Annotated in this window: 21 protein-coding genes, 1 tRNA gene and 1 pseudogene; 7 read left to right on the top strand and 16 right to left on the bottom strand. The window is 50.0% G+C overall.

The features are described 5' to 3' along the window. Positions 1 to 149: 149 nt before the first annotated feature. A complete protein-coding gene (locus EL645_RS14030) occupies positions 150 to 1,055 on the top strand; it encodes a serine/threonine protein kinase (RefSeq protein ID WP_126551014.1) in 906 nt (301 codons plus the stop codon). On the opposite strand, the gene EL645_RS14035 is transcribed toward EL645_RS14030, so the two are convergent. The 6 genes from EL645_RS14035 to EL645_RS14060 form a co-directional block, all read right to left on the bottom strand. After that, entirely contained in the window at positions 1,043 to 2,572 is a 1,530-nt protein-coding gene (locus EL645_RS14035; RefSeq protein WP_126551016.1) for a sensor histidine kinase, read from the bottom strand. The genes EL645_RS14030 and EL645_RS14035 overlap by 13 nt on opposite strands. Before the next feature lie 24 nt (positions 2,573 to 2,596). Further along, the gene (locus EL645_RS14040; RefSeq protein ID WP_126551018.1) at positions 2,597 to 3,355 is read right to left on the bottom strand and encodes a response regulator; all 759 of its coding nucleotides are present in this window, start codon (positions 3,353 to 3,355) and stop codon (positions 2,597 to 2,599) included. Between the two features lie 34 nt (positions 3,356 to 3,389). Beyond that, positions 3,390 to 3,992 carry an NUDIX hydrolase gene (locus tag EL645_RS14045; protein WP_161977366.1) on the bottom strand — a complete coding sequence of 201 codons (603 nt, stop codon included), beginning with the start codon at positions 3,990 to 3,992 and terminating at the stop codon, positions 3,390 to 3,392. 461 nt (positions 3,993 to 4,453) lie between these two features. Further along, complete coding sequence (locus EL645_RS14050) at positions 4,454 to 5,221, bottom strand: TlyA family RNA methyltransferase (RefSeq protein ID WP_126551021.1); 768 nt, start codon at positions 5,219 to 5,221, stop codon at positions 4,454 to 4,456. A gap of 121 nt (positions 5,222 to 5,342) precedes the next feature. After that, the gene (locus tag EL645_RS14055) at positions 5,343 to 6,080 is read right to left on the bottom strand and encodes an ROK family protein (protein ID WP_126551023.1); all 738 of its coding nucleotides are present in this window, start codon (positions 6,078 to 6,080) and stop codon (positions 5,343 to 5,345) included. Next, positions 6,037 to 6,318 (bottom strand): hypothetical protein, encoded by a 282-nt coding sequence (locus EL645_RS14060; RefSeq protein WP_126551025.1) that lies wholly within the window; start codon positions 6,316 to 6,318, stop codon positions 6,037 to 6,039. The genes EL645_RS14055 and EL645_RS14060 overlap by 44 nt, the downstream gene beginning before the upstream one ends. Positions 6,319 to 6,663: 345 nt before the next feature. On the opposite strand from EL645_RS14060, the gene EL645_RS40010 reads away from it, so the two are divergent. Continuing rightward, positions 6,664 to 7,047 (top strand): hypothetical protein, encoded by a 384-nt coding sequence (locus EL645_RS40010; RefSeq protein ID WP_126551026.1) that lies wholly within the window; start codon positions 6,664 to 6,666, stop codon positions 7,045 to 7,047. An 80-nt stretch (positions 7,048 to 7,127) separates the two neighbouring features. Here EL645_RS40010 and EL645_RS14070 read toward each other — a convergent pair whose 3' ends face one another. The 7 genes and pseudogenes from EL645_RS14070 to EL645_RS14095 form a co-directional block, all read right to left on the bottom strand. After that, entirely contained in the window at positions 7,128 to 7,379 is a 252-nt protein-coding gene (locus EL645_RS14070) for a hypothetical protein (protein WP_126551028.1), read from the bottom strand. A gap of 293 nt (positions 7,380 to 7,672) precedes the next feature. Then, positions 7,673 to 8,386 carry a YIP1 family protein gene (locus tag EL645_RS14075; protein WP_126551030.1) on the bottom strand — a complete coding sequence of 238 codons (714 nt, stop codon included), beginning with the start codon at positions 8,384 to 8,386 and terminating at the stop codon, positions 7,673 to 7,675. Between the two features lie 240 nt (positions 8,387 to 8,626). Next, a pseudogene (gene dtd / locus EL645_RS45415) lies at positions 8,627 to 9,074 on the bottom strand (D-aminoacyl-tRNA deacylase). Next, positions 9,071 to 9,202, bottom strand: coding sequence for a hypothetical protein (locus tag EL645_RS44155; protein WP_281276303.1), 132 nt, complete (start codon positions 9,200 to 9,202; stop codon positions 9,071 to 9,073). The pseudogene dtd and the gene EL645_RS44155 overlap by 4 nt, the downstream one beginning before the upstream one ends. Beyond that, a complete protein-coding gene (gene acpS / locus EL645_RS14085; protein ID WP_126551032.1) occupies positions 9,199 to 9,624 on the bottom strand; it encodes a holo-ACP synthase in 426 nt (141 codons plus the stop codon). The genes EL645_RS44155 and acpS overlap by 4 nt, the downstream gene beginning before the upstream one ends. 21 nt (positions 9,625 to 9,645) lie before the next feature. Next, a complete protein-coding gene (locus EL645_RS14090) occupies positions 9,646 to 11,061 on the bottom strand; it encodes a UDP-glucose dehydrogenase family protein (RefSeq protein ID WP_126551034.1) in 1,416 nt (471 codons plus the stop codon). 4 nt (positions 11,062 to 11,065) lie between these two features. Continuing rightward, positions 11,066 to 11,731 carry an MBL fold metallo-hydrolase gene (locus EL645_RS14095; protein WP_218031837.1) on the bottom strand — a complete coding sequence of 222 codons (666 nt, stop codon included), beginning with the start codon at positions 11,729 to 11,731 and terminating at the stop codon, positions 11,066 to 11,068. An 880-nt stretch (positions 11,732 to 12,611) separates the two neighbouring features. On the opposite strand from EL645_RS14095, the gene EL645_RS14100 reads away from it, so the two are divergent. Next, positions 12,612 to 13,961: a hypothetical protein gene (locus EL645_RS14100; protein WP_126551036.1), complete on the top strand. Its 1,350-nt coding sequence runs from the start codon at positions 12,612 to 12,614 to the stop codon at positions 13,959 to 13,961. A gap of 83 nt (positions 13,962 to 14,044) precedes the next feature. On the opposite strand, the gene EL645_RS14105 is transcribed toward EL645_RS14100, so the two are convergent. Both EL645_RS14105 and EL645_RS14110 read right to left on the bottom strand, forming a co-directional pair. Then, entirely contained in the window at positions 14,045 to 14,836 is a 792-nt protein-coding gene (locus EL645_RS14105) for a phytanoyl-CoA dioxygenase family protein (protein WP_126551038.1), read from the bottom strand. A 107-nt stretch (positions 14,837 to 14,943) separates the two neighbouring features. Then, positions 14,944 to 15,747, bottom strand: a complete 804-nt coding sequence (locus EL645_RS14110) for a phytanoyl-CoA dioxygenase family protein (protein ID WP_246035361.1) — start codon at positions 15,745 to 15,747, stop codon at positions 14,944 to 14,946. Between the two features lie 146 nt (positions 15,748 to 15,893). Between EL645_RS14110 and EL645_RS14115 the strand changes: the two genes are divergently transcribed. The 4 genes from EL645_RS14115 to EL645_RS14130 all read left to right on the top strand — a co-directional run bounded on the left by EL645_RS14115 (position 15,894) and on the right by EL645_RS14130 (position 18,813). Beyond that, a complete protein-coding gene (locus tag EL645_RS14115; RefSeq protein WP_126551040.1) occupies positions 15,894 to 16,904 on the top strand; it encodes an AraC family transcriptional regulator in 1,011 nt (336 codons plus the stop codon). An 80-nt stretch (positions 16,905 to 16,984) separates the two neighbouring features. After that, positions 16,985 to 17,056, top strand: a tRNA-Lys gene (locus tag EL645_RS14120). A 233-nt stretch (positions 17,057 to 17,289) separates the two neighbouring features. Further along, on the top strand, positions 17,290 to 17,634 hold the full coding sequence (locus EL645_RS14125) for an ArsR/SmtB family transcription factor (protein WP_126551042.1): 345 nt from the start codon (positions 17,290 to 17,292) through the stop codon (positions 17,632 to 17,634). Between the two features lie 357 nt (positions 17,635 to 17,991). Beyond that, on the top strand, positions 17,992 to 18,813 hold the full coding sequence (locus EL645_RS14130) for a PHP-associated domain-containing protein (RefSeq protein ID WP_126551044.1): 822 nt from the start codon (positions 17,992 to 17,994) through the stop codon (positions 18,811 to 18,813). A gap of 398 nt (positions 18,814 to 19,211) precedes the next feature. On the opposite strand, the gene EL645_RS14135 is transcribed toward EL645_RS14130, so the two are convergent. Next, positions 19,212 to 19,445, bottom strand: a complete 234-nt coding sequence (locus EL645_RS14135) for a hypothetical protein (protein ID WP_126551045.1) — start codon at positions 19,443 to 19,445, stop codon at positions 19,212 to 19,214. Between the last annotated feature and the right edge of the window lie 27 nt (positions 19,446 to 19,472).

Genomic DNA, 19,472 nt, shown 5'->3' on the forward strand with positions numbered 1-19,472 from the left:
AATCCTCCTTCTGGTTGATGACAGTCCCGCTGTGAAAACGTACACTCAAGAGAGTCGCAGAGATTCCGCTATATACCTTATATAAAAATGCAAGTTTATTGGATAGCATTATTGATGGCTTGTGATAGCTGGATAAGGATGAATCATTTATGTCTATGCCGAACGACTTTTTAGAGAAGCGTACAGGTGGATTTTTGTTTGGAAACTATCGTTTATTTCGGGCCTTGAGACGTGGAGCGGTATCAACGATTTACCTGGGAGAGCATATTCATCTGGGCAATAAAGTGGTCGTCAAGGTTCTGAATAACTGGATAGCTACCGATGAGCAGATCAAGAAATTCTGTGCGGAGGCGCGGCTGCATGCCAGTATGCGCCACCCAAATATTGTGCGCGTACTGGATTTTGGTATGAAGGGAAAATATCCTTTTATGGTGATGGACTATGCGGCCAATGGCACACTACAGGATTACTTTGAAGCGGATGTGCCGCAGCCAACCTCAACCATCATTCCCTTTGTGGTCAGCATCGCCAATGCCTTGCAATATATCCACAATCGCAATGTGATTCACCGGGATATCAAGCCCCAGAACATTCTTCTCAGCCTGGGACATGAAGTCTGGCTCAGCGACTTTGGTATTGCGGTGGCGATACAGCCGTGGAATCTCCAGGGGATGCAGGAATCAATTGGGACTGCGCTCTATGCTGCGCCCGAACAGATTGAGGGTCATCCCTTGAAGATGAGCGATCAATATGCCCTGGCGGTGCTTGTCTATACCTGGCTCTGTGGTCGCCCCCCATTTGCCGGCTCATCTATCCAGTTATGCAAGCAACATTTATATCAGGAGCCAACGCCACTCCACCATATTATCCCGACCATTTCCTATCAGATAGAAAAAGTTGTTCTCAGGGCATTAGCAAAAGATCCGTATCAGCGTTTCACCAATATACAGGACTTTGCCTATGCCTTGAGAATGGCCGATGATCGTTATCTGGATACTATGCAGCCGATGATCAGTTCCCTACCTCAACATCAGGATATACACTATCCTTCATAATTTGAGGCAGGGATAGTTGCTGCCTGGGCAATTTGAAGTGGTGGTTGCTGGGCCACTGGAAGCGTAAAGAAAACAGTTGTACCCTTCCCGGGCGTGCTCTCCGCCCAGACCTGGCCATTATGGGCGCTAATAATGGCCTTTACGATAGCCAGGCCGAGACCACTGCCACCTGTCTTAGCGGCGCGTGAGCGATCGGCACGATAGAAGCGATCAAAGATATGTGGTAGATCCTCTTTATTAATGCCGACGCCGGTATCGCTGATCGAGATACGCAGCTGTCCATTCTGCTCTACCGCTCCCACTTTGATCTGACCGCCTTCATTGGTATGGCGACGAGCATTATCCAGTAGATTTAAGAGTACCTGTGTGATCCGGTCGCTATCAGCCTGAACTTGAGGGGTACTGGCAGGAATGGTATTTTGTAATTGTAGCCCGTGAGCCTCGCATTCTGGCGCTATTACCGCCACCGTTTCATCTACCAGTGAATGCAGATCCAGGGGAGCCAGGTCCAGGCGAATCTGGCCGGCTTCCAGCATCGTCATCTGGCGCACATCGGCTACCAGGCGGCGCAGACGCTGTACCTCGCGTCCAATACGTTGTGCGGTCTCCTGACGGGATTCTGGATCGGAGATTACATCATCAGCCAGTGCCTCGCTTAGCCCCTGGATCGCTGTTAGTGGCGTGGCCAGGTCGTGGGCGATATTAGCGATCAGATCGCGGCGCATCTGATCCTGGCGCCGTAGCTCATTGACATCGGCCTCAATGGTATCCGCCATCTCATTAAACGTCTGTGCCAGCAATCCTACCTCATCCTGGGGAAAATTCTGCACCACACGCTGCGTATAGCGTCCGTGTTTCATATCTTCCGCTGCGGTGGTCAATAACTCCAGCGGACGTACGAAGCGGCGCACAAAGAGATAGCTACAGAGGGCCGCAATCGCTGCCACTCCCAGGCTGGCTAGAATAATGTATTGATTGATCTGGCTCAGTACACCACCATATCCAAAATTTAGTTGGGCAAGAAAAACAGCGCCAACGACCTGACCCCCATTATTCAGCGGGACAATGGAATAGATGCCAGAGGTACTTCCGTCATCGACATCTAATTGCATACTGCCAGAAGTAGAATTCCCTGTTTGAATTGCGCTTTTCAGTGCCTGGTTGATATTGGAGTTTGTGCAGTTACTGTAGGATAATGGTCGAGAATTGACGCATACTATTGGATTTCCGTTGTTATCAACAATAAGGGCAAAGGCCTGGTCTCCAGGAACCAGGTTGCCTGGAGGAAGATTTTTCCAGTCTGAACCATAGTGACTGTAATAATTGAGAGTCGCATTGGCCAGATATCTGGCACTGTGGTTTACAAGCGCAACTTGATTGCTATAGAAGTAGTTCTGAACTGCAATCGAGACGGCAAAGCTGAGCACCAGGACGGTGCCCAGAATCACAAGAAGATAGCTTAGCACCAGTTTTGATTTGAGACTAAATGTTGATGTTTGTGGGTTAGTGGAACGCATGCTAAACTCTCTCTCCCTGTTACTCTACTCAGGCATGTTGCGAGGTGGTGGCGGGGCTGGCACAAACTTATAGCCCACACCCCAGACGGTCTGAATATGATGGGGCATGCCTGGAGCCGCCTCTAATTTTTTGCGTAAGGTGCCGATATGCACATCAACCGTACGGCCATCACCAAGATAGCTATATCCCCAGACCTGGTTGAGCAAAGATTCGCGTGTAAAGACGCGGTCTGGCGCTGATGCCAGCGCGACCAGCAGGTCGAATTCTTTAACTGTCAGGGTTATCTGTTTGCCATTGGCGCTGACACGGCGCGAGGGCAGGTTGATCAAGAGTCCACCGAAACGAAGCTCTTCGCTGGGATCATTGCTGGTTGTCTGCTCTTCTCGGGTAGGTTGGACTTCTGGCTGGTTGCCTGGCGCGCCAGGAGTGCTACGCCGTAAAATGGCCTTGACCCGGCTGACTAGCTCGCGCGGGCTAAATGGTTTGACCAGGTAATCGTCTGCCCCGGCCTCAAGGCCTGCGATGCGATCATCTTCGCCCTGGCGCGCTGTGAGCATCAAGATAGGTGTATCGGCCCAGGTACGAATGCGGCGGCAGACTTCCATTCCATCCAGGATGGGGAGCATCAAGTCCAGCACTACCAGATCGGGATGTTCGCGGGCATGAAGCTCTATGCCTGCGATGCCATCGTTGGCGGCCAGGACTATGTAGCCGGCCTGTTCTAAGTAGAGCCGGATTACCTGTGTGATATTGGCTTCATCCTCTATGACCAGAATTTTCATACCTTTATTTTACCTATCACTGATCAAATAAATACTATGAATTTGTAAGATTTTTGTGTGTTTTATTGGATTGGTTTGAGGTGGCCAAGTTTTTCGAGGCCATGTAGGCGGCGGCGATCTGGCCCTGGACCGCGAAGGTGCCTTCGTGAATCATTTGGAGCAGTTCCTGGGGGGTGACGAGCATGTTTTCGATGACCTCGACAGGATCTACTTTTTGTTCACCGGTCTTCTGGATGTTGCGGGCCAGGTACCACCAGATGCGGGTGCGTGCTCCTGTAGGGTTGGCGTACATATGGGCCAGCAGCTCTATATTTTCGGCTGCTACGCTATAGCCTGTCTCCTCCATAAGTTCACGATGGGCCGTCTGTATGGGGTCCTCTTTTTCGTGTGGATCGATGCCGCCGGCGGGAAATTCGATTACTTCCATGCCAAGACCGTGTTTATATTGTCGATTCAAAAGGAAGCGTCCATCTTCTGTCACTGGAACTACGCCAACCCAACCAAAGTTTTCGATGATGTAGTAATCCTCGATCAATGGACCATTGGGAACGGCTACCTGTTCACAGCGTACACGGAGATAAGGAGAATCGATTAATTGTTTATATGACAGAATTTGCCATGGTTGATGTTCGGCCACTCTCTCTTCTCGCTTTCTTGGTGGGTCTCTACTTAAATTGTACGACAGAATCATACAAGATGGTATCCCTTTCAATACATAAGAGAGGGTGTGTTGGATTCCTCTGTTTATGGGAAGCGTGTTATTCCTTTGCGGCGGGCGCTGCCGCGCCCGCACATTTTTTATTAGTTGTTGTGGGAAATGCTCATTGTGCATTTCCCACAACAACTAATAAAAAAGCATGAGTTCCCACGCGCATGGGCTCAAACTCCAGGAGCATGGAGGTCTGAACGCTCAGAAAGTGTTTGAATGCGCATATACTTCGTACTCTCTGTCCATACGCATTCACACCTGCGGTGCTCAAAATTATTTTTATAGTGTGATGCAGAAAATGCGCACAGCGCATTTTCTGCATCACACTATAAAAATAGCTCGGGCGCGTCTGCGCACGCCCGCACAGGAGCTATTTGATTCCTGGATTGTCAGGGCTGGACAGGCTCTTTGAAGCGCAGCAGGAAGAGGAATTCGCGATTGCCGTCGCGCCCCAGGATTGGCGAGTCAATCTCTCCACAGACCTGCAGCGGGGTCTGCTCAGAGATCCAGTCGCGTAGTTCTTGTAAGACGCGCTGATGGACCTCTGGATCTTTGATGACGCCACCTCCACGGTCTACTTCAGCCTTGCCGGCCTCAAACTGGGGCTTGACCAGCGCGGCAATCCAGGTTTCTGAATTATGGGCCAGCAACGGGACGAGGGCGGGCAATACCAGGCGTAATGAAATGAATGAGACGTCAATAACCGCGCACTGCATTGGTTCTGGTAAGCTGGTCAGGTGGCGAATATTGGTACGTTCCATGACCACGACGCGAGGGTCATTGCGCAATTTCCAGGCTAACTGCCCGTGACCAACATCTACCGCATAGACACGGATGGCTCCTCGCTCCAAGAGACACTCGGTGAAGCCACCAGTTGAAGAGCCAACATCGATGGCGACCTGGCCATCTGGTTGTAATTGGAATGTCTCCAGGGCTTTCTCCAGCTTAAGGCCGCCGCGACTCACATATTTCAATTCTGGAGCAGTTTCCGCTATACGGCATGGCGCATCCAGTGGCACCAGGGTTCCAGGCTTATCGACCAGGCGATCCCCCACATAGACCTGGCCGGCCATAATAATGGCACGGGCCCGCTCACGGCTTGGTGCTAAACCAAGTCGTACTAATGCCACATCCAGACGCTCTTTATTGGCTGCCATGTTTCTTTTTACTGCCCCTCTAAATCTTAATGGTTATAGTATGATAATGCGCCGGCCCCTACCAATCCGACATCTGACCCCAGCTCAGCCATCACAATCTTAACAGACTCGGCTGGAACCCTCATCGCACGTTCTTTAAGAATCCGTCTGGCCGGTGCCAGCAAGGGCTCCCCCATTTGAACGACTCCGCCCCTAAAACGATGAGCTCCGGATTGAAAATATGGACGATGTTGATCAGCCCGACACCAATACCTTCAGCGGCACCAGAGATGATCTCGCGTGCCTCAGCAATGCCAGCCTGAGCGGCCTGCGCTACCATACGAGCATTGATATGCAACGCATTTTTTTGAGCTCGCTTCACATCCGTCGGCGTATCCGCATCGGCTACAGGTTCCTGGTGGGCCAGCGCAAAATTGAGCAGTCCCTCACCACGCCCCATGGCAATTAATTCATGGGCGCGGCGGGCAATCGCCGTACCCGAAGAAATACTTTCCCAGCACCCAATATTACCACAGTTGCAGCGTGGCCCGCGCCAATCGATCGTCATATGGCCAAGTTCGGCCGCGGTCCCAGATATACCTTCAATGATGCGACCCCCGGTCACAACGCCGCCGCCGATGCCGGTGCTGATTGTAACATAGACCACCTCATCGCTACCGCGACCAGCGCCAAACATAAATTCGCCGAGCGCAGCCGCATTGGCATCGTTTTCAATGAAGATCGGCAGATTAAAGCGCTCATTAAAAATACTACGTAAAGGAACGTCAATCCAACCGGGGAGATTTGGCGGAGAGAAGACGACACCTGTATTGCTGTTAAGTGGGCCAGGGGCTCCGATACCGATGCCGGGAAATCTCATCCAATGTCACATGGGCCTCTTGCAATGCCTGGTAAATCGAATCATACATGCGTGGGATTACACGATCAGGGGAAGGATTTTCTCCCGTCAATAATCCTACGCGTGACAATAACTTTGCCCCTTGCAGGACCGCGGTACGAATCTGTGTACCACCGAGATCGAGTCCAATAACCAGAGGGAGATCTGCAGTGTTACTCCATTTGGAAGATTGGATCAGCTCTGTTTGTTGGTCGTTCATGACTTTTATTGCTCCGGTTGAATTTTCTTACCCTAGATGATACTGCATTTCACCCGACTGAACAAGATAGGTCAGGCGCGGGTATTGTTATATAAACGCCCATCAGAGCAAGGGTGGCTAAGGTTTGCAACCATGTAGCGATGTAGCAAGCATATGAGTACTTTCCGTTGATCCATTTGTTTGAATTTGCTGTCCCAATAAACTGATACGCTGGCGTTTAATATGCAAGAATGAGCCCATGGCCACATATGCATGGTGGCGTTCCAGCCGCATCTATGTATGCCCGCTCTGATGGCAGGAGCAGATATTTAGCATGTCGTTGTCGCAACAAAAAAGGAGCAGGATATGACACCAACTCAAAGCCAGCAATTTACAACTGCCGTATCAGCATACTTAGCAATCATCGGAATTATCTCACTCATTTCTATTGTAATTGCTCTAATTATCTGGTGGAGAATCTTCTCTAAGGCTGGCTATAGCGGCGCCATGAGTATCTTGATGCTTGTCCCAATTGCTAACCTGGTGGCCATCTGCATTCTGGCATTTGGCGAATGGCCTATCCAGCGCGAGCTGAACATGTTACGCCAGCAGGTACGATCCATGCCACAATATCCACCGGTTAATCCCCAGGGGCCGCAATATCCACCGGTTAATCCCCAGGGGCCGCAATTCAATCCCCAGGCGCCTGGCCAGAACTTCCAATCGGGACCACAGTATCCCCGCTATTAAATTGGATTATATATTAACCAGAGAGGAAGCCAGCAAAGCTTCCTCTCTTTTTTGTGTAAGCGTATTGCGGATGGTGTTGCTTAGAGGTTCGCGCTATCACTGCGCATAATGAGGATTATACTGGCGATGCCGAGTAGAAAAAGGACCAGGGAGGTCCAGCCTGAGATCTGAGCTGCTTTCAAATCATTGCCGGTCGCCGTACCAAGGATGACCTGTGACAGCTGGTAAGCGCTTAGAGCCAGGAAGAAAATAGTAATGAGGGCACTCGGGATAAGCAGGCGTATTTTTTTACCCATCGCGTTGCCTTTCAAATAAATTGCTGGTGAAGTCATATTCTTACCTTCAAAATGTACTCCTCATGTTATACAGCGATGATTTCTATTTATGAATGAAATAGTTCACAGTTTTCTGTGGATATAATACGTTTGATCAAGGGGTGATGGATACTATATGTTTCCTTTTTAGTTTTCGTGCGGGGTGGCTTTTCTGTTCTTAGTGTTAAGACGTATGGTGGCGAGTTTTATAAAAAGATGAAGTGTGGTCCAGAGAAAGCATGGATAAAGAAGCTAATGGACCTGGAGCAGTATTCCAGGTCCATTAGCTTGCTGTGTGATGTCAGCCCATTTTAATGCAAGCCAGGGAGACTACTGGAGAGGTAGTGGGCGAGCGCGATGACCAGGCCAAAGACGGCGAGAATGCCAATGATGTAGGGGACGGCCACGGCTATGATGGCCTTGTCGCGATCAATGTTATGCACTCCCCGCACGACAAACACGTTGATGACCACACCATAACAGAATACTAGCAGGGTGATCAAAGGAGCAAAGAAGAGCGTCGAGAAATGGAAGGCGACAAAGAGAGTGATGATGACGCCACCGATAAAGCTCAGCGGTACCAGGTAGAGGAGCATACTGAATGCATGTCCTACATAATGCCCATTGCCCTTAAAGAAGCGCGCTACAAGGTATTGTAGTGAGACCTCGATCAAAAAAAGTAACGGTACAAAAATAACCTTGAGTATGAAGGCTCCAATGGTTGCTCCTACCGTGATTACGCTCAAGAGGCCAAAGATGAGGTTTGAGTGGGTATCAACCCCGGTAGAGGTATCGCGGAAGAGGCTTCTTAGTAGCCCCATTACCACCGGTATTAATAGAAGTACTGCCAGTTGAATCCAGACCAACTTCCAACTGGCATATTCAGCCGCTCTGGCAAAGGTGCGGGCCGAAGGCCGTGTAATCGCTTTGATATAGAAGAATGGCAACCTGCGTATTGGATGCGGTGCCGGGCCGAGCGTCTGGGCATGTGCTGCTTGAGCATGTTGTTGAGAATTCCACCTCATGGTTTTTACCTCTTCTCATGCATATTCACAGTTGAGATTTTCTAAGCAAGCGAACGGTAGTATCATACCCAAATTATAAGAAATGTGCAAATACAAATGAGATGAGAATAGTTGTGATTAGATGAATTGCTGAAATTGATCGGCAAGAGTGGGGGAATATAGCCTCTGAATGTGTGCGCAAAGGCGCGCGAGCTGTTTATATAAGGTGTACCTTGTTTTAGTGGAGCAGGATACAAAAAATTACCTCAGTTGATCGCTATCCATCAAGATAGTGACGGGTCCGGTGTTGACCAGTGACACATCCATATCGGCGCCAAAGATACCGCCCTGGACACTGATGCCGTGGGTGGCGATAGCCTGTTTAAAGCGTTCAACCAGGGGTTCAGCCAGAGCGGGAGGAGCGGCCGAGGTGAAACTAGGACGGCGACCTTTACGGATATCTGCATAGAGGGTAAATTGAGAGACCACCAGCACGGCTCCCTGGATATCCAGCAGTGAGAGGTTCATTTTGCCCTCGGCATCTTCAAAGACGCGCAGATGTACCAGCTTTTCGTAACTGTGTGACTTGAGCCTCTCCATCCTCAGGGCCAATGCCGAGCAGGACAAGAAATCCCTGTTCGATCTCGCCCACGATTCGCTCTTCCACACTAACACTGGCGCGCTTCACGCGCTGTACTACTGCTCTCACTCGTCCTGGTTTCCTGTTTCTAATTCTACTGATGGATTAGCAGTTGAAATAGGGGAGGCCTGGATGGCAACCGCGATAGCGATTGAGAATTGAGCCAGATCGGCCATGCTGACATCAAAAGCATTCAAACCCAGATTTCGGCACGTTTTTTGGCGTTACCATGCAAGCGCACAGAAGGGCGACCACTGCGCAAGTGTACGACCTCCATCTCGCGCCAACCCACGCCACGAATACCAGTGCCCAGAGCCTTACTAATGGCCTCTTTAACCGCAAAGCGGCCCGCGAGCCGCGAAATTTTGCCACGGCTCTGGGCCACCTCTTGTTCTGTAAAGACGCGTTTCAGAAAGCGCTCGCCATGTCGTTCATAGACCTTGCGAATGCGCTCCACCTCAATGATGTCTACGCCGACTGCCACATTGACACCCTGCGTAGGATGCAGAGATGTGGGAAGACCAGCCACACCAGTTGGCCCGAACAGCCAATCTGGTATAGGTCTATCTGCCTGGTGTACCAGTGGAGTAAACAGTAGTGGCTGACCTTCTTCATTCATTGTTGCAATAACTCCGTTAAATTAGCTCTCGCTAGCAATCAAGGATTCCTGAACCATTTCTTCAGGAAGCTTGCTGGTGGTATCCGCTGCTGGCAAGACTGATGGTGCAGGATTGGTAGCACGACCCATACCACGATAAACGAAACCATAGCGGTTCATCTCAGATGGCTCGTAGATATTACGACCATCGATCAGGATCGGGCGGTGCATCGCTCCACGAATCTTCTGCATATTTAACGATTTGAACTCATTCCATTCTGTCACAACCACCAGAGCATCGACCTGTTCGGCCACTTCATAAGGGGTCTTGCAGAAAGTAACATCGTTCAAATCTACATGCTCGCGTTCCAGTGCTTCGCGACCAGTCTCTGTAGCAACAGGATCATAGACGCGAACGTGAGCGCCCTGGCTGGTTACCCAGTGAATGATATCGACTGCAGGAGCTTCACGCATATCATCAGTATTAGGTTTGAAAGCTAGACCCAGGATACCAATGGTCGTGCCACGCAGTGAGCCGAGCATATTGGTCAGTTTTGAGACCACCAGGCGGCGCTGATCATGGTTGATGTCCATTACGGCGCGCAGCATCTGAGGATGCAAGCCAGCCTCATCGGCCATATGTGCCAGAGCACGAACGTCTTTGGGGAAACAGCTACCGCCATAGCCCAGACCTGCATCCAGGAAGGCATGGCCGATACGCTTGTCATAGCCCATACCGATGGCAACCTGTTTTACATCAGCACCCAGGCGCTCGCAGATCTGAGCCATCTCATTAATAAATGAGATTTTGGTGGCCAGGAAAGCATTGGATGCATATTTGATCATCTCAGCGGTATAGAGATCGGTGATCACAAATGGTGCGCGCAACTGTAGATACAGGCGAGCAACCTTATGGGCGGCCTCAGGCTCCGATGAACCCAGCACAATACGGTCAGGATTCTGGAAGTCCAGGAGAGCGGCACCCTCGCGCAAGAACTCGGGATTAGAAACGACCGAGAAACTCGCGTCAGAGGACTTCAGATTATTGCTGATCACACGAGAAACGACATCGCCACTACCGACTGGAACTGTACTCTTATTAATAACGATAGCATAGTGATCGAGATTTTCAGCAATACTGCGTGCAGCACTTTCAACATAGCGCATATCGGCCCCGCCCTGATTATTGCCAGTGGGGGTATTGACCGCAATAAAGATAAATTCGCTATTTTCGAGGCCCTCAGGATAACTGGTTGTAAAACGCAGGCGACCAGCATGTACGTTGCGCTCTACCATCTCCTCCAGGCCGGGCTCATAGATTGGGAGGATACCCTTATTTAATCGATCAATTTTTTCCTGAACAATATCAACGCAGGTGACTGTATTGCCTAGATCGGCCAGGCACGTGCCCGTTACCAGGCCTACGTAGCCTGTTCCAATTACACAGATAACTGACACAATATTACTCCTCTGCAGTTACGAATGGATTTTCATACTTCTCTTCTATAATAGTTGTCGGCTGCCCGTGACCCGGAAAGACGACCAGCTCATCTTCAAGGGTATATAATTTATTTCGGATCGATTGCTCAATCTGTTCATAGTTCCCTCCTGGAAAATCGGTACGCCCAATACTCCGATAGAAGAGGGTATCCCCACTAAAGACACAATAAGGCTGACTGATCAGACAAATACCACCAGGCGTATGCCCTGGCGTATGTATTACCTCAAGTTTTAGTGTACCAAATGAAATGGTATCACCTTCTTGAAGTAAGATATCGGGTTTACGTTTGACCAGCGGAACTGGCAATCCGTACTCCTGCGCGGTTTGTTCATCTGTATAAAGAGGAACATCAGCAGGGTGGATAGCGAGCGGTACTGGATAGACCGCACTAACCGCGTCAATGGCGCAAATATGGTCTATGTGCCCGTGGGTATTAATAATATACCTGGGAATAAGCTGAAGCTCTTGAATAGCATCAAGAATTTTCTTAGGTTCATCTCCTGGATCGATGATGACTGCCTCACGTGTTTCTGGACAGGCATATAAGTAGCAGTTTTCTTCAAACATGCCAACGGTCACACACTTCACAATGGGCGTCTGTTCTGTGTCGTTTGCATTTTCAGGCATGCTGTGTGTTCCTCCTAGCCCTCAGGCGACATAACACTGAGAGACATTATAGCATAGCTTCTCATCAATCAGGAGTAAGAAAAGGTTTGGCCTGATGGTTGATTGACGGCGTTATTCTGGCAAGGTTGACCTTTACAGGTAAGTTGTCAGATAGCCAGAACCATTTTGGCAGGCTGCCAGATTTCCTTCCACGTTGACAGTACTTATGTACTTCCTGTTTGTATCGGACGAGTGAGCCAGATGTAAAGTTTCACTCACCGGCTACTAATGACTTTCTAGTCATCATAGCAGGCGCTTAACAGTAATCTGAAAATGCCATTTATTCTGTAGCTAGTTACACCGGAATTCTTTCAGGCAGGCGTGTCTGCAATTAAGAACGCTTTATTCCACAAAAAATAATGCGCTATAGCAGTTAATTGCTATTAGATACTTAAAAAGTATTCTAAAAAGACAAATTTATTGCTCTCCGTCCTTCGCCGGAAGGGGGGAGGGTTGCGAGGGCACCTCGCGCTCCGTCAGGTGCTGCCGCCCCTGCCCCCACCTTCGCCGGAAGGGAGGGTTGCGAGGGCACCTCGCGCTCCGGCCATGGGACACGCGTCACCTAGTACCCCTTGTGGGTAGCCAACCATTTTTCATGGAGGAGTAAGTTGGCGACCGCAGTCGCCAACTTACTCCTCCAAAACTTCTGGTTGCGCGCCGCAGGCGCGCAACCGGGGGAATAAACCCTCACATCCAGGCGATTGAAGAGGGAGAATGTGGACGAAATGGAATATGTGAGGTAGAATGAGAACTACAAGGAACTTCCTTCATTATCCTGTGTCTTGGTGCCGCATGAGCGCCCCAATTGGCAGCTGTCAGCTCAGGAGGAGTAGAAGAAAGCATGTCGAAGGATCACCTGGAACGCCGAATATATCGCAAGAGTCCTGGACGTCAGTATGGTTATGATTATGATCCGCTGCGCAGTTCAGGCGCAAATAGCTCGAGATCGCCTAAGGGCGAGACTGCGAGCAGATCTGGTATGTTGCTTGCTCAGCGCCCCGACCCCCGACGAACTCGGCAGCTCATGCGTCAAAGTATTATTGCCAGTAAACGTCCCGTTGAAGATGAGAGTGAGCGGATAGAATTTAATGATCATCACTATGAGGGCGAAGAAGAGCCTTATGGGGCTCGACCCAGTCGCCGCCCGGTAGAGCATTATGAAGATGAGACCGAGGCATATCTGCCACCCGTCCAGAGGTCCAATAGAGGTATACGCTCCAGTGGAGATCTGCCTCCCACGAGTGCCCTCTACATACCTGAAGATGACGAATATAGTGATGAATGGCATGAACTGGCCGCCGTTGATCCCGATCTGGGTATAGAAGAAGAGCCCTTACACCAACGCATACGCTATAGCGATGAATATGATGAATACGATGATGATGAGCTGGCCCCGCGCGCTGTGCGATCGGTGCCTGTACGTCAGCGGCCGCAGGCTAAATTAACGCGGCGCCTGGAACCTGAAGATCTGGATCATATCTATCCAGATGAAGATGATAAATACGACTACAAATATGAATATGAGGAAGATCAACCTTCGGTACGTCGTGTTAAAAGTAAAGATCAGAAGAAGCTATCCCGGCGTGGTTTATTAATCGGCGCTGGCGCGGCCGCCGTTGCCGGAGTTGGGATTGCCGCATACGAGCTTGCTCCTAAATTGCCCACCTCAGTTGGCGATGTAAGCTCTAATATCGAGCACCAGTTGCAAGACGCCTTCAATAAAGGGGTCTCGCAAGGTATGGACCAGGCGCGCAAAGAATTTATTGTCTCAGTGGAGAATATTGAAGGCTTTACGCTGGAAGGAGCAATTACCGCGGCCCGCCTCACGCGTGTCGCTTATGATGTTTTTGTCTCACCCATCATCAAATTTGGTGCCACGATCACCGGAGATGTACTATCCGGTATGTTGAAAGCGTTCAAGACTGCACGTGGTCTGCTGGCAGGCATCTATCAGGATAACGCCACCCTGATCGCTATCCAGAAAGTGCTGGAATCCTGGGTTGGGCAGGCGAACACCCTACCCAAACAACTGGATGCCATCACACAGTCTGATTTAGATGGAGCGCAGGCTTATCTGCGCGCCCTGCAGCGCAAAGTTGATGATGAAAAGGCTAAAGTCAATCAAGCCGCGAATGCCACGCCAGCCGCGAATGCCAAACCAACCGCGCAGTCCACTAAACCAGCTAAATAAGCGAGATTACAGCTTCAACAACACGAAGGGGCACGGAACCAGCTGGTTCCGTGCTTTTTTCACACTCTTTGCGCCAGCTTTTATCAGGCTTCCTGAGCCAGGACCGGGAAGCGTTCACCGGTCAAAGTCGCGCCCGGTTCGAGTTGAAGGTCATTCGTAACGATATGTGAGTTGCCATTGTAGTGAACTACATTGGGCATATAAATAGTGATGATGGCGCGCCGCGGTTTCGCGCTCTGATTGGGACCAGCATAGTGAAAGGTACGGCCATCGTGGAATGTGCAGCTACCAGCAGGCATAGGCTGGTAGCGGGCCGTAAAATCCAGGGTACGCGCCTGCTCTTCTGGGACCAGCTTAAAAAGATCTTGTGGATCCCTTAAGTTAATCGGCTCGAGCCTCCCCAGCCGATGTGACTCTGGTATAAAAGCCATGCAGCCATTCTCCACATAGACATCATCCAGGGCCATCCAGCAGGATAGTGAGCCATCTTCTTGCATCGGCCAGTAGGGAATATCCTGGTGCCAGCTTGAGGCCTTAGAATCGCCAGGCATTTTGATCAAAGCATGGTCATGCCAGAGGCGAACAGTATGGGCCTGCGCCAATTGGCGAGCGATCTCCGCCAGTTTGGCATTAAAGACATACTGACGCATACCTTCGTTAACCTGCCAGAGATTCACCTTCTGGACAAAAATTTTGCGATACTCAGCATCGCCACCGGGTTCATGCTGTTGATCCAGCTGTTGCTCCAGCACCTCATCCAATGCCTGGCGCGCCTGAGCCAGTTCCTCTGCTGTCAATACATTGAGCAGCTGGATATAGCCATTCTCCTGATAAAAACGTATCTGCTCTGCACTGATAGGATACGTTGCCGTCATAATTTTCTCCTTCGTGATGCCCTATTTACTTTCCATGCGATGGAGAACAGCATTGTTCCCATCGCATATTTATATAGGGTATGATCCTGTTGCTCATTCCTGATTAACTATTTGCCACTACCCTCAAAATGTGGGCGTAAGGCGGATGGATCGATAGCATCCTCATTTAATTGATAGCGATTGTCGGTCGAGAGACGCAGGCGATCGGGTGTGAGGTTGGGCAAGGCTTTATGGATGGTATAGGAACGGAAGAAGAGCGCATCTCCCAATTCGAAGTTATCGGTATGCCAGACGGCCTGTGACTCATCGACCGGCACGCCTTTGCCCCGACGGCTCCTGGATGGCTCGCGGTATGCTCGATAAAGCCTGGCGATGAGAACCGGGCCAGACGCCAGACTCCAGTTCCAGCGGACGCCCAGTGGGGTCCAGCAGGAATAGGTATCAACCGAGCCACGAATATAGAAGAAATCCTGGTGCGGTGGTGTCGTATATTTTTGTGAACCCGGGAAAGTAATACGCCCGATACGGCGTGGATGGACCAGTACTTCACCATCCAGGAGCCTGGATGCGATAGCCATTAATGAGCTATGGCAAGGAAAATTATGAAAGGCAGGTAGACGGAGAATCTGGCGATAGACATCCAGATATTCTCGCTGCCCCTCAGTTTTGGGCTCGATGCCAGGCAACGTAATACCATCCATCATATCGTGGCTGGGATCTAACCATCCGGCCTCTTTGATCGGCGTGAGTGCCGCTCGTCGCACCTCCAGCACCGTTTCTGCGGGTACGAGATGACGAAAGAACAGGTAACCGTACTCATCCATGCGGGCGCGCAAGGTTGCGGCATCGCTATTAGCATCCGACTGAATAAACGGGGTATAACTGGTGCTAGCTGCTTCTGTCTGGCTCATGTCGCTCTCCTCTAATTGGATAAGGTATACTACATTTATAGTGATAATACTAAGGAATATAGTGATAATACTAAGGAATTTAAGCTCGACTTGCTTGTCATTTTAAAGAGAGATTTTGGCATTTTCACCGAACACGGGGATGACTGATGCAGACATCTGCTCAATTGCATTTTAGATATGAATACAGCAATTCCTCGGCCAGGCAGCAGGAATTGCAGCGCTGTTTCTTTACCGATGTTTTAGTTCATCCTCACATGCCCCTGGGGATACGACAGGAAATTTATTCCCAGGGTACCGACACAGGTCTACATAAGCACGAGGATTTCTATGCATGTTATGTGGTGCGGTCCGGCAGCGGAGTTCATTTGATCAATAACCATCCCTATGCCATTACGCGCGGCAATGTCTATGTACTTACGCCCGGAACTGTGCACGCCTATCGCAATTATTGTCAGATGGTCATTGATGCTTTTTATTTTCAGCCCGAGCTATTTCTCAGCGATGAATTGCTCGCCCTGCACTCTCTTTCAGGTTTCTGGCAGCTTTTTATCGCGCCTGAGACCTTGAGCAAGCCCGCGCTACGTGAAGAAGCAATCGACCACCATCTGCACCTATCTCCAGAAAAGCAAAATGAGATTGAGCGCAAGATCGCCGAAATTCATAGCGAGTACACAGCGCTCACACCAGATGCAGCGATACTCACGCGTAGCCAGTTTTTTCGTATGTTGATTCACCTGGCCAGATGGCAGAACGAGCAATCCGACCTCAAAGACTACATCCCACCGGTGACCCAGACTGACGTACAGCAAAAAATGGGCCTGGCTGGCATCCTACGTTTTTGTGAAGAAAACTATCATGAAGCACTCAGCGTCCCGCAACTGGCGGCCAGAATGTTTTTATCGCCCAGCCGTTTCAGCGAAATCTTCTCACAGGAAGTAGGGATGTCTCCCGCCGCCTATATCAAGCAGCTGCGGCTGGAGAAGGTCCAGACCCTACTGCGTACCACCGGACTGTCAACTACCAGCATTGCCCACCAGGTTGGTTTCAGGGATAGTGCCCAGCTGGCGCGTGTATTTCGCTCAACCTTTCACCTCACCCCCACAGCTTATCGGCGCACCTTTCGCGCGCAGCAGGAGCCAGGCGGCTTGATTTTATAAGATCAACAAAATAGATCCTTGTCACCTCTTGACGGGAACCGGACAGTATGCTATTATCATTTTGCCAAACGGAATGGCGCGGGTGACTAGCTCAATGGTAGAGCAAGCGACTCTTAATCGCTAGGTTCAGGGTTCGAGTCCCTGGTCACCCATAAATTAGCAGCTTCCCAGCACAGGGAAGCTTTTTTTTGTCCATTTTTCCCATCATCTTGACATAGTATTAGGTGAAACATAAAATATAAATACAGTTTTATATATTGCTTCTTACCTGGATTGAGCTGATTGAGCTGATTAAAAAATACCCAACGAGAATGTGAGAAGTGAATAGGAGGAGTAACTGTAGCAGCTACAGGTATTCTTCAGAAAATTGAGGGGGTCGAAGTCTATGGAAGACTGGCGTGACCTCAAGCGAACATTGAAAGCGTTAGCGGGCGTTGCTCGTTTAACCATCATTTACCATCTGTCGCATAGTCATGAAGTCACTGTGACAGAACTGACAGATCGACTGAATATCAGTCAGCCGCTTGTCTCCTGGCATCTCCGCAAATTGCGCCGTGCCGGTTTAATTCAGACCCGGCGGGCTGGTCGACAAGTCTACTGCTCTCTGGATCAGCAGCGTTTTCGGCTCTGCCTACAACGCTTAGAAGGGCTTATCGATCCGAATATTCTGGCCGAACCACTGCCAGCCGGTACCGCGCTCATTGAGGCTGATACTGGGTCAGAAGAGTAAGCGTGATCATGATTGTATCCTGCAACATCAAAAAACTTCGCGACCTCCACTCTCAACTGCATTGCCTCTTTGTTATGTTTTAAGTAAAAATCTGAGAACTGAGCCGGTATACGCAAATTTAACAAAAAATTACATAGCTTTAATTCGAAAGTTTAACGTACCTGTGGTAGTGTGTGAATGGAACCTGGACGAGGGTGGTAGGCCTGTTGGACCTGACATAATGGAGGGGATGGGTTAGAGCGGATGAGCAAATGTCTGGTTCTGATAACAAGATGATAAATACCATTCACGTCAGGTGAGGATGAAGGTACAAAAGAGCACTCAGCCAGACACAGGCCGAAGCAGAAAAGGAAAGACATGTTAACAAGCAAACGCGATCAAGGGAAGCTAGATCTTGAGAATGTAAACCATGGTACTGCGATGCTCAAAAAACGCCGCAAGATGACGAGTGAGCAGGCACAGCATATTGGTAGACATGGCAAGGCAGATTTGCATATGCATAGTACTTATAGCGACGGTTGTGCTACAATCGAAGAAATTCTCGCGCATGTGCAGAATAACACTGACCTGGATGTGATTGCTATTACCGATCATGATGTGATTGATGGTTCCCTGAGGGCCCGTGACCTCTGGTCCAAAGGCTCATACCGCTTTGATTTTGTGGTGGGAGAAGAAGTCTCTACCACCCAGGGCCATCTCCTGGGCCTTTTTATTGAAAAAAGGATTCCCAACGGTTTAAGCATGGCGCGTAGTATTGATTTGATCCACGAGCAGGGAGGGCTGGCTGTAGTTGCGCACCCGCTGCATCGCTTCTTCCGCCATAGCTGCCAGCGTAGCGTAATGGATCATATTCACGCCTCCAAAGACGTCTGGTTCGACGGAGTCGAAACCTGGAACGCCAGTTTTTGTGGCATTTATGCTAACTACATCGCCATGGGCACTAATCGTGAGGTCTATCGCTTACCCGAGCTGGGAAATAGCGACGCGCACACCTTGAGCGCCATCGGTAGTGGTGTTACCTGGTTTAACGGTCAGAGTGCGGCAGAGATCCGGGCTGCCATTGAACAAGGAGCCAGCGCCCCCGGCGGTAAAATGTGGGACATGCAGGCCTACTATCACTGGGCCCGCTACCTGATGAACAAAGAGCAGCGTGCAGCACGCCGCCCAGCCATCGCCTAAAAATCCCCCTATAGACCAAAGAGGAGCCCGGAAACATCATCCGGGCTCCTCTTTATTATTAAAATATGAAGAAAGAAAGCGGGATTGTTAAGGGCAGCAGCCCTTGACCGGGGTAGCAGGGGTGTCCCCTGCCATCTTACTTATTTCTCCTCAGGCCGCCGCAGGCGGCGTGTCAGGATAAATAAAGTGTATCCAGCTTTTATGGCAAAAAGGCTTCTGCCCAAGAATACATGATTTCTGCTGAGCATTGCAAATCTATAGTGACAAACTACTAGTCCCAGCCGGTTTAAATGTGGTACAATAGGAATATGTTTAGCAGACGTATACAGCAACGAACCAGATAAATGGCCGCGTGGACAGTACAGCCACTGGTTTGAATTGGTGTAAATCTCGGCATGTTAACCGGTATCGGACCGCTGCTTAGCACTGTTACAGCGCTGGTCATCACCCAGGGATACATGTTTATGAGAGAGCTGCTGATATTGTTTGCAGACAGTTTTGACATGTTCGAATGGAGCGTTGGCTCGTTCCTGTAACGCTGTCACAACCTTTGGCGCAATTTCGATGCGGCGCCTGACCATTATTCCGAGAGCATCATCCTGTTTGGGCTGCTTATATATGCGTTGCAGCATCCAGGCCTTCAAGATACACTTTGGCCT

Source organism: Dictyobacter kobayashii (genome assembly GCF_003967555.1).
Classification (GTDB): domain Bacteria; phylum Chloroflexota; class Ktedonobacteria; order Ktedonobacterales; family Ktedonobacteraceae; genus Dictyobacter; species Dictyobacter kobayashii.

Coding starts and splice junctions, on each gene's coding strand:
- EL645_RS14030 (WP_126551014.1), top strand. CDS start 150: ATGTCTATGCCGAACGACTTTTTAGAGAAGCGTACAGGTGGATTTTTG.
- EL645_RS14035 (WP_126551016.1), bottom strand. CDS start 2,572: ATGCGTTCCACTAACCCACAAACATCAACATTTAGTCTCAAATCAAAA.
- EL645_RS14040 (WP_126551018.1), bottom strand. CDS start 3,355: ATGAAAATTCTGGTCATAGAGGATGAAGCCAATATCACACAGGTAATC.
- EL645_RS14050 (WP_126551021.1), bottom strand. CDS start 5,221: ATGGCAGCCAATAAAGAGCGTCTGGATGTGGCATTAGTACGACTTGGT.
- EL645_RS14055 (WP_126551023.1), bottom strand. CDS start 6,080: ATGAGATTTCCCGGCATCGGTATCGGAGCCCCTGGCCCACTTAACAGC.
- EL645_RS14060 (WP_126551025.1), bottom strand. CDS start 6,318: ATGAACGACCAACAAACAGAGCTGATCCAATCTTCCAAATGGAGTAAC.
- EL645_RS40010 (WP_126551026.1), top strand. CDS start 6,664: ATGACACCAACTCAAAGCCAGCAATTTACAACTGCCGTATCAGCATAC.
- EL645_RS14070 (WP_126551028.1), bottom strand. CDS start 7,379: ATGACTTCACCAGCAATTTATTTGAAAGGCAACGCGATGGGTAAAAAA.
- EL645_RS14075 (WP_126551030.1), bottom strand. CDS start 8,386: ATGAGGTGGAATTCTCAACAACATGCTCAAGCAGCACATGCCCAGACG.
- acpS (WP_126551032.1), bottom strand. CDS start 9,624: ATGAATGAAGAAGGTCAGCCACTACTGTTTACTCCACTGGTACACCAG.
- EL645_RS14095 (WP_218031837.1), bottom strand. CDS start 11,731: ATGCCTGAAAATGCAAACGACACAGAACAGACGCCCATTGTGAAGTGT.
- EL645_RS14100 (WP_126551036.1), top strand. CDS start 12,612: ATGTCGAAGGATCACCTGGAACGCCGAATATATCGCAAGAGTCCTGGA.
- EL645_RS14105 (WP_126551038.1), bottom strand. CDS start 14,836: ATGACGGCAACGTATCCTATCAGTGCAGAGCAGATACGTTTTTATCAG.
- EL645_RS14110 (WP_246035361.1), bottom strand. CDS start 15,747: ATGAGCCAGACAGAAGCAGCTAGCACCAGTTATACCCCGTTTATTCAG.
- EL645_RS14115 (WP_126551040.1), top strand. CDS start 15,894: ATGCAGACATCTGCTCAATTGCATTTTAGATATGAATACAGCAATTCC.
- EL645_RS14125 (WP_126551042.1), top strand. CDS start 17,290: ATGGAAGACTGGCGTGACCTCAAGCGAACATTGAAAGCGTTAGCGGGC.
- EL645_RS14130 (WP_126551044.1), top strand. CDS start 17,992: ATGTTAACAAGCAAACGCGATCAAGGGAAGCTAGATCTTGAGAATGTA.
- EL645_RS14135 (WP_126551045.1), bottom strand. CDS start 19,445: ATGCTGCAACGCATATATAAGCAGCCCAAACAGGATGATGCTCTCGGA.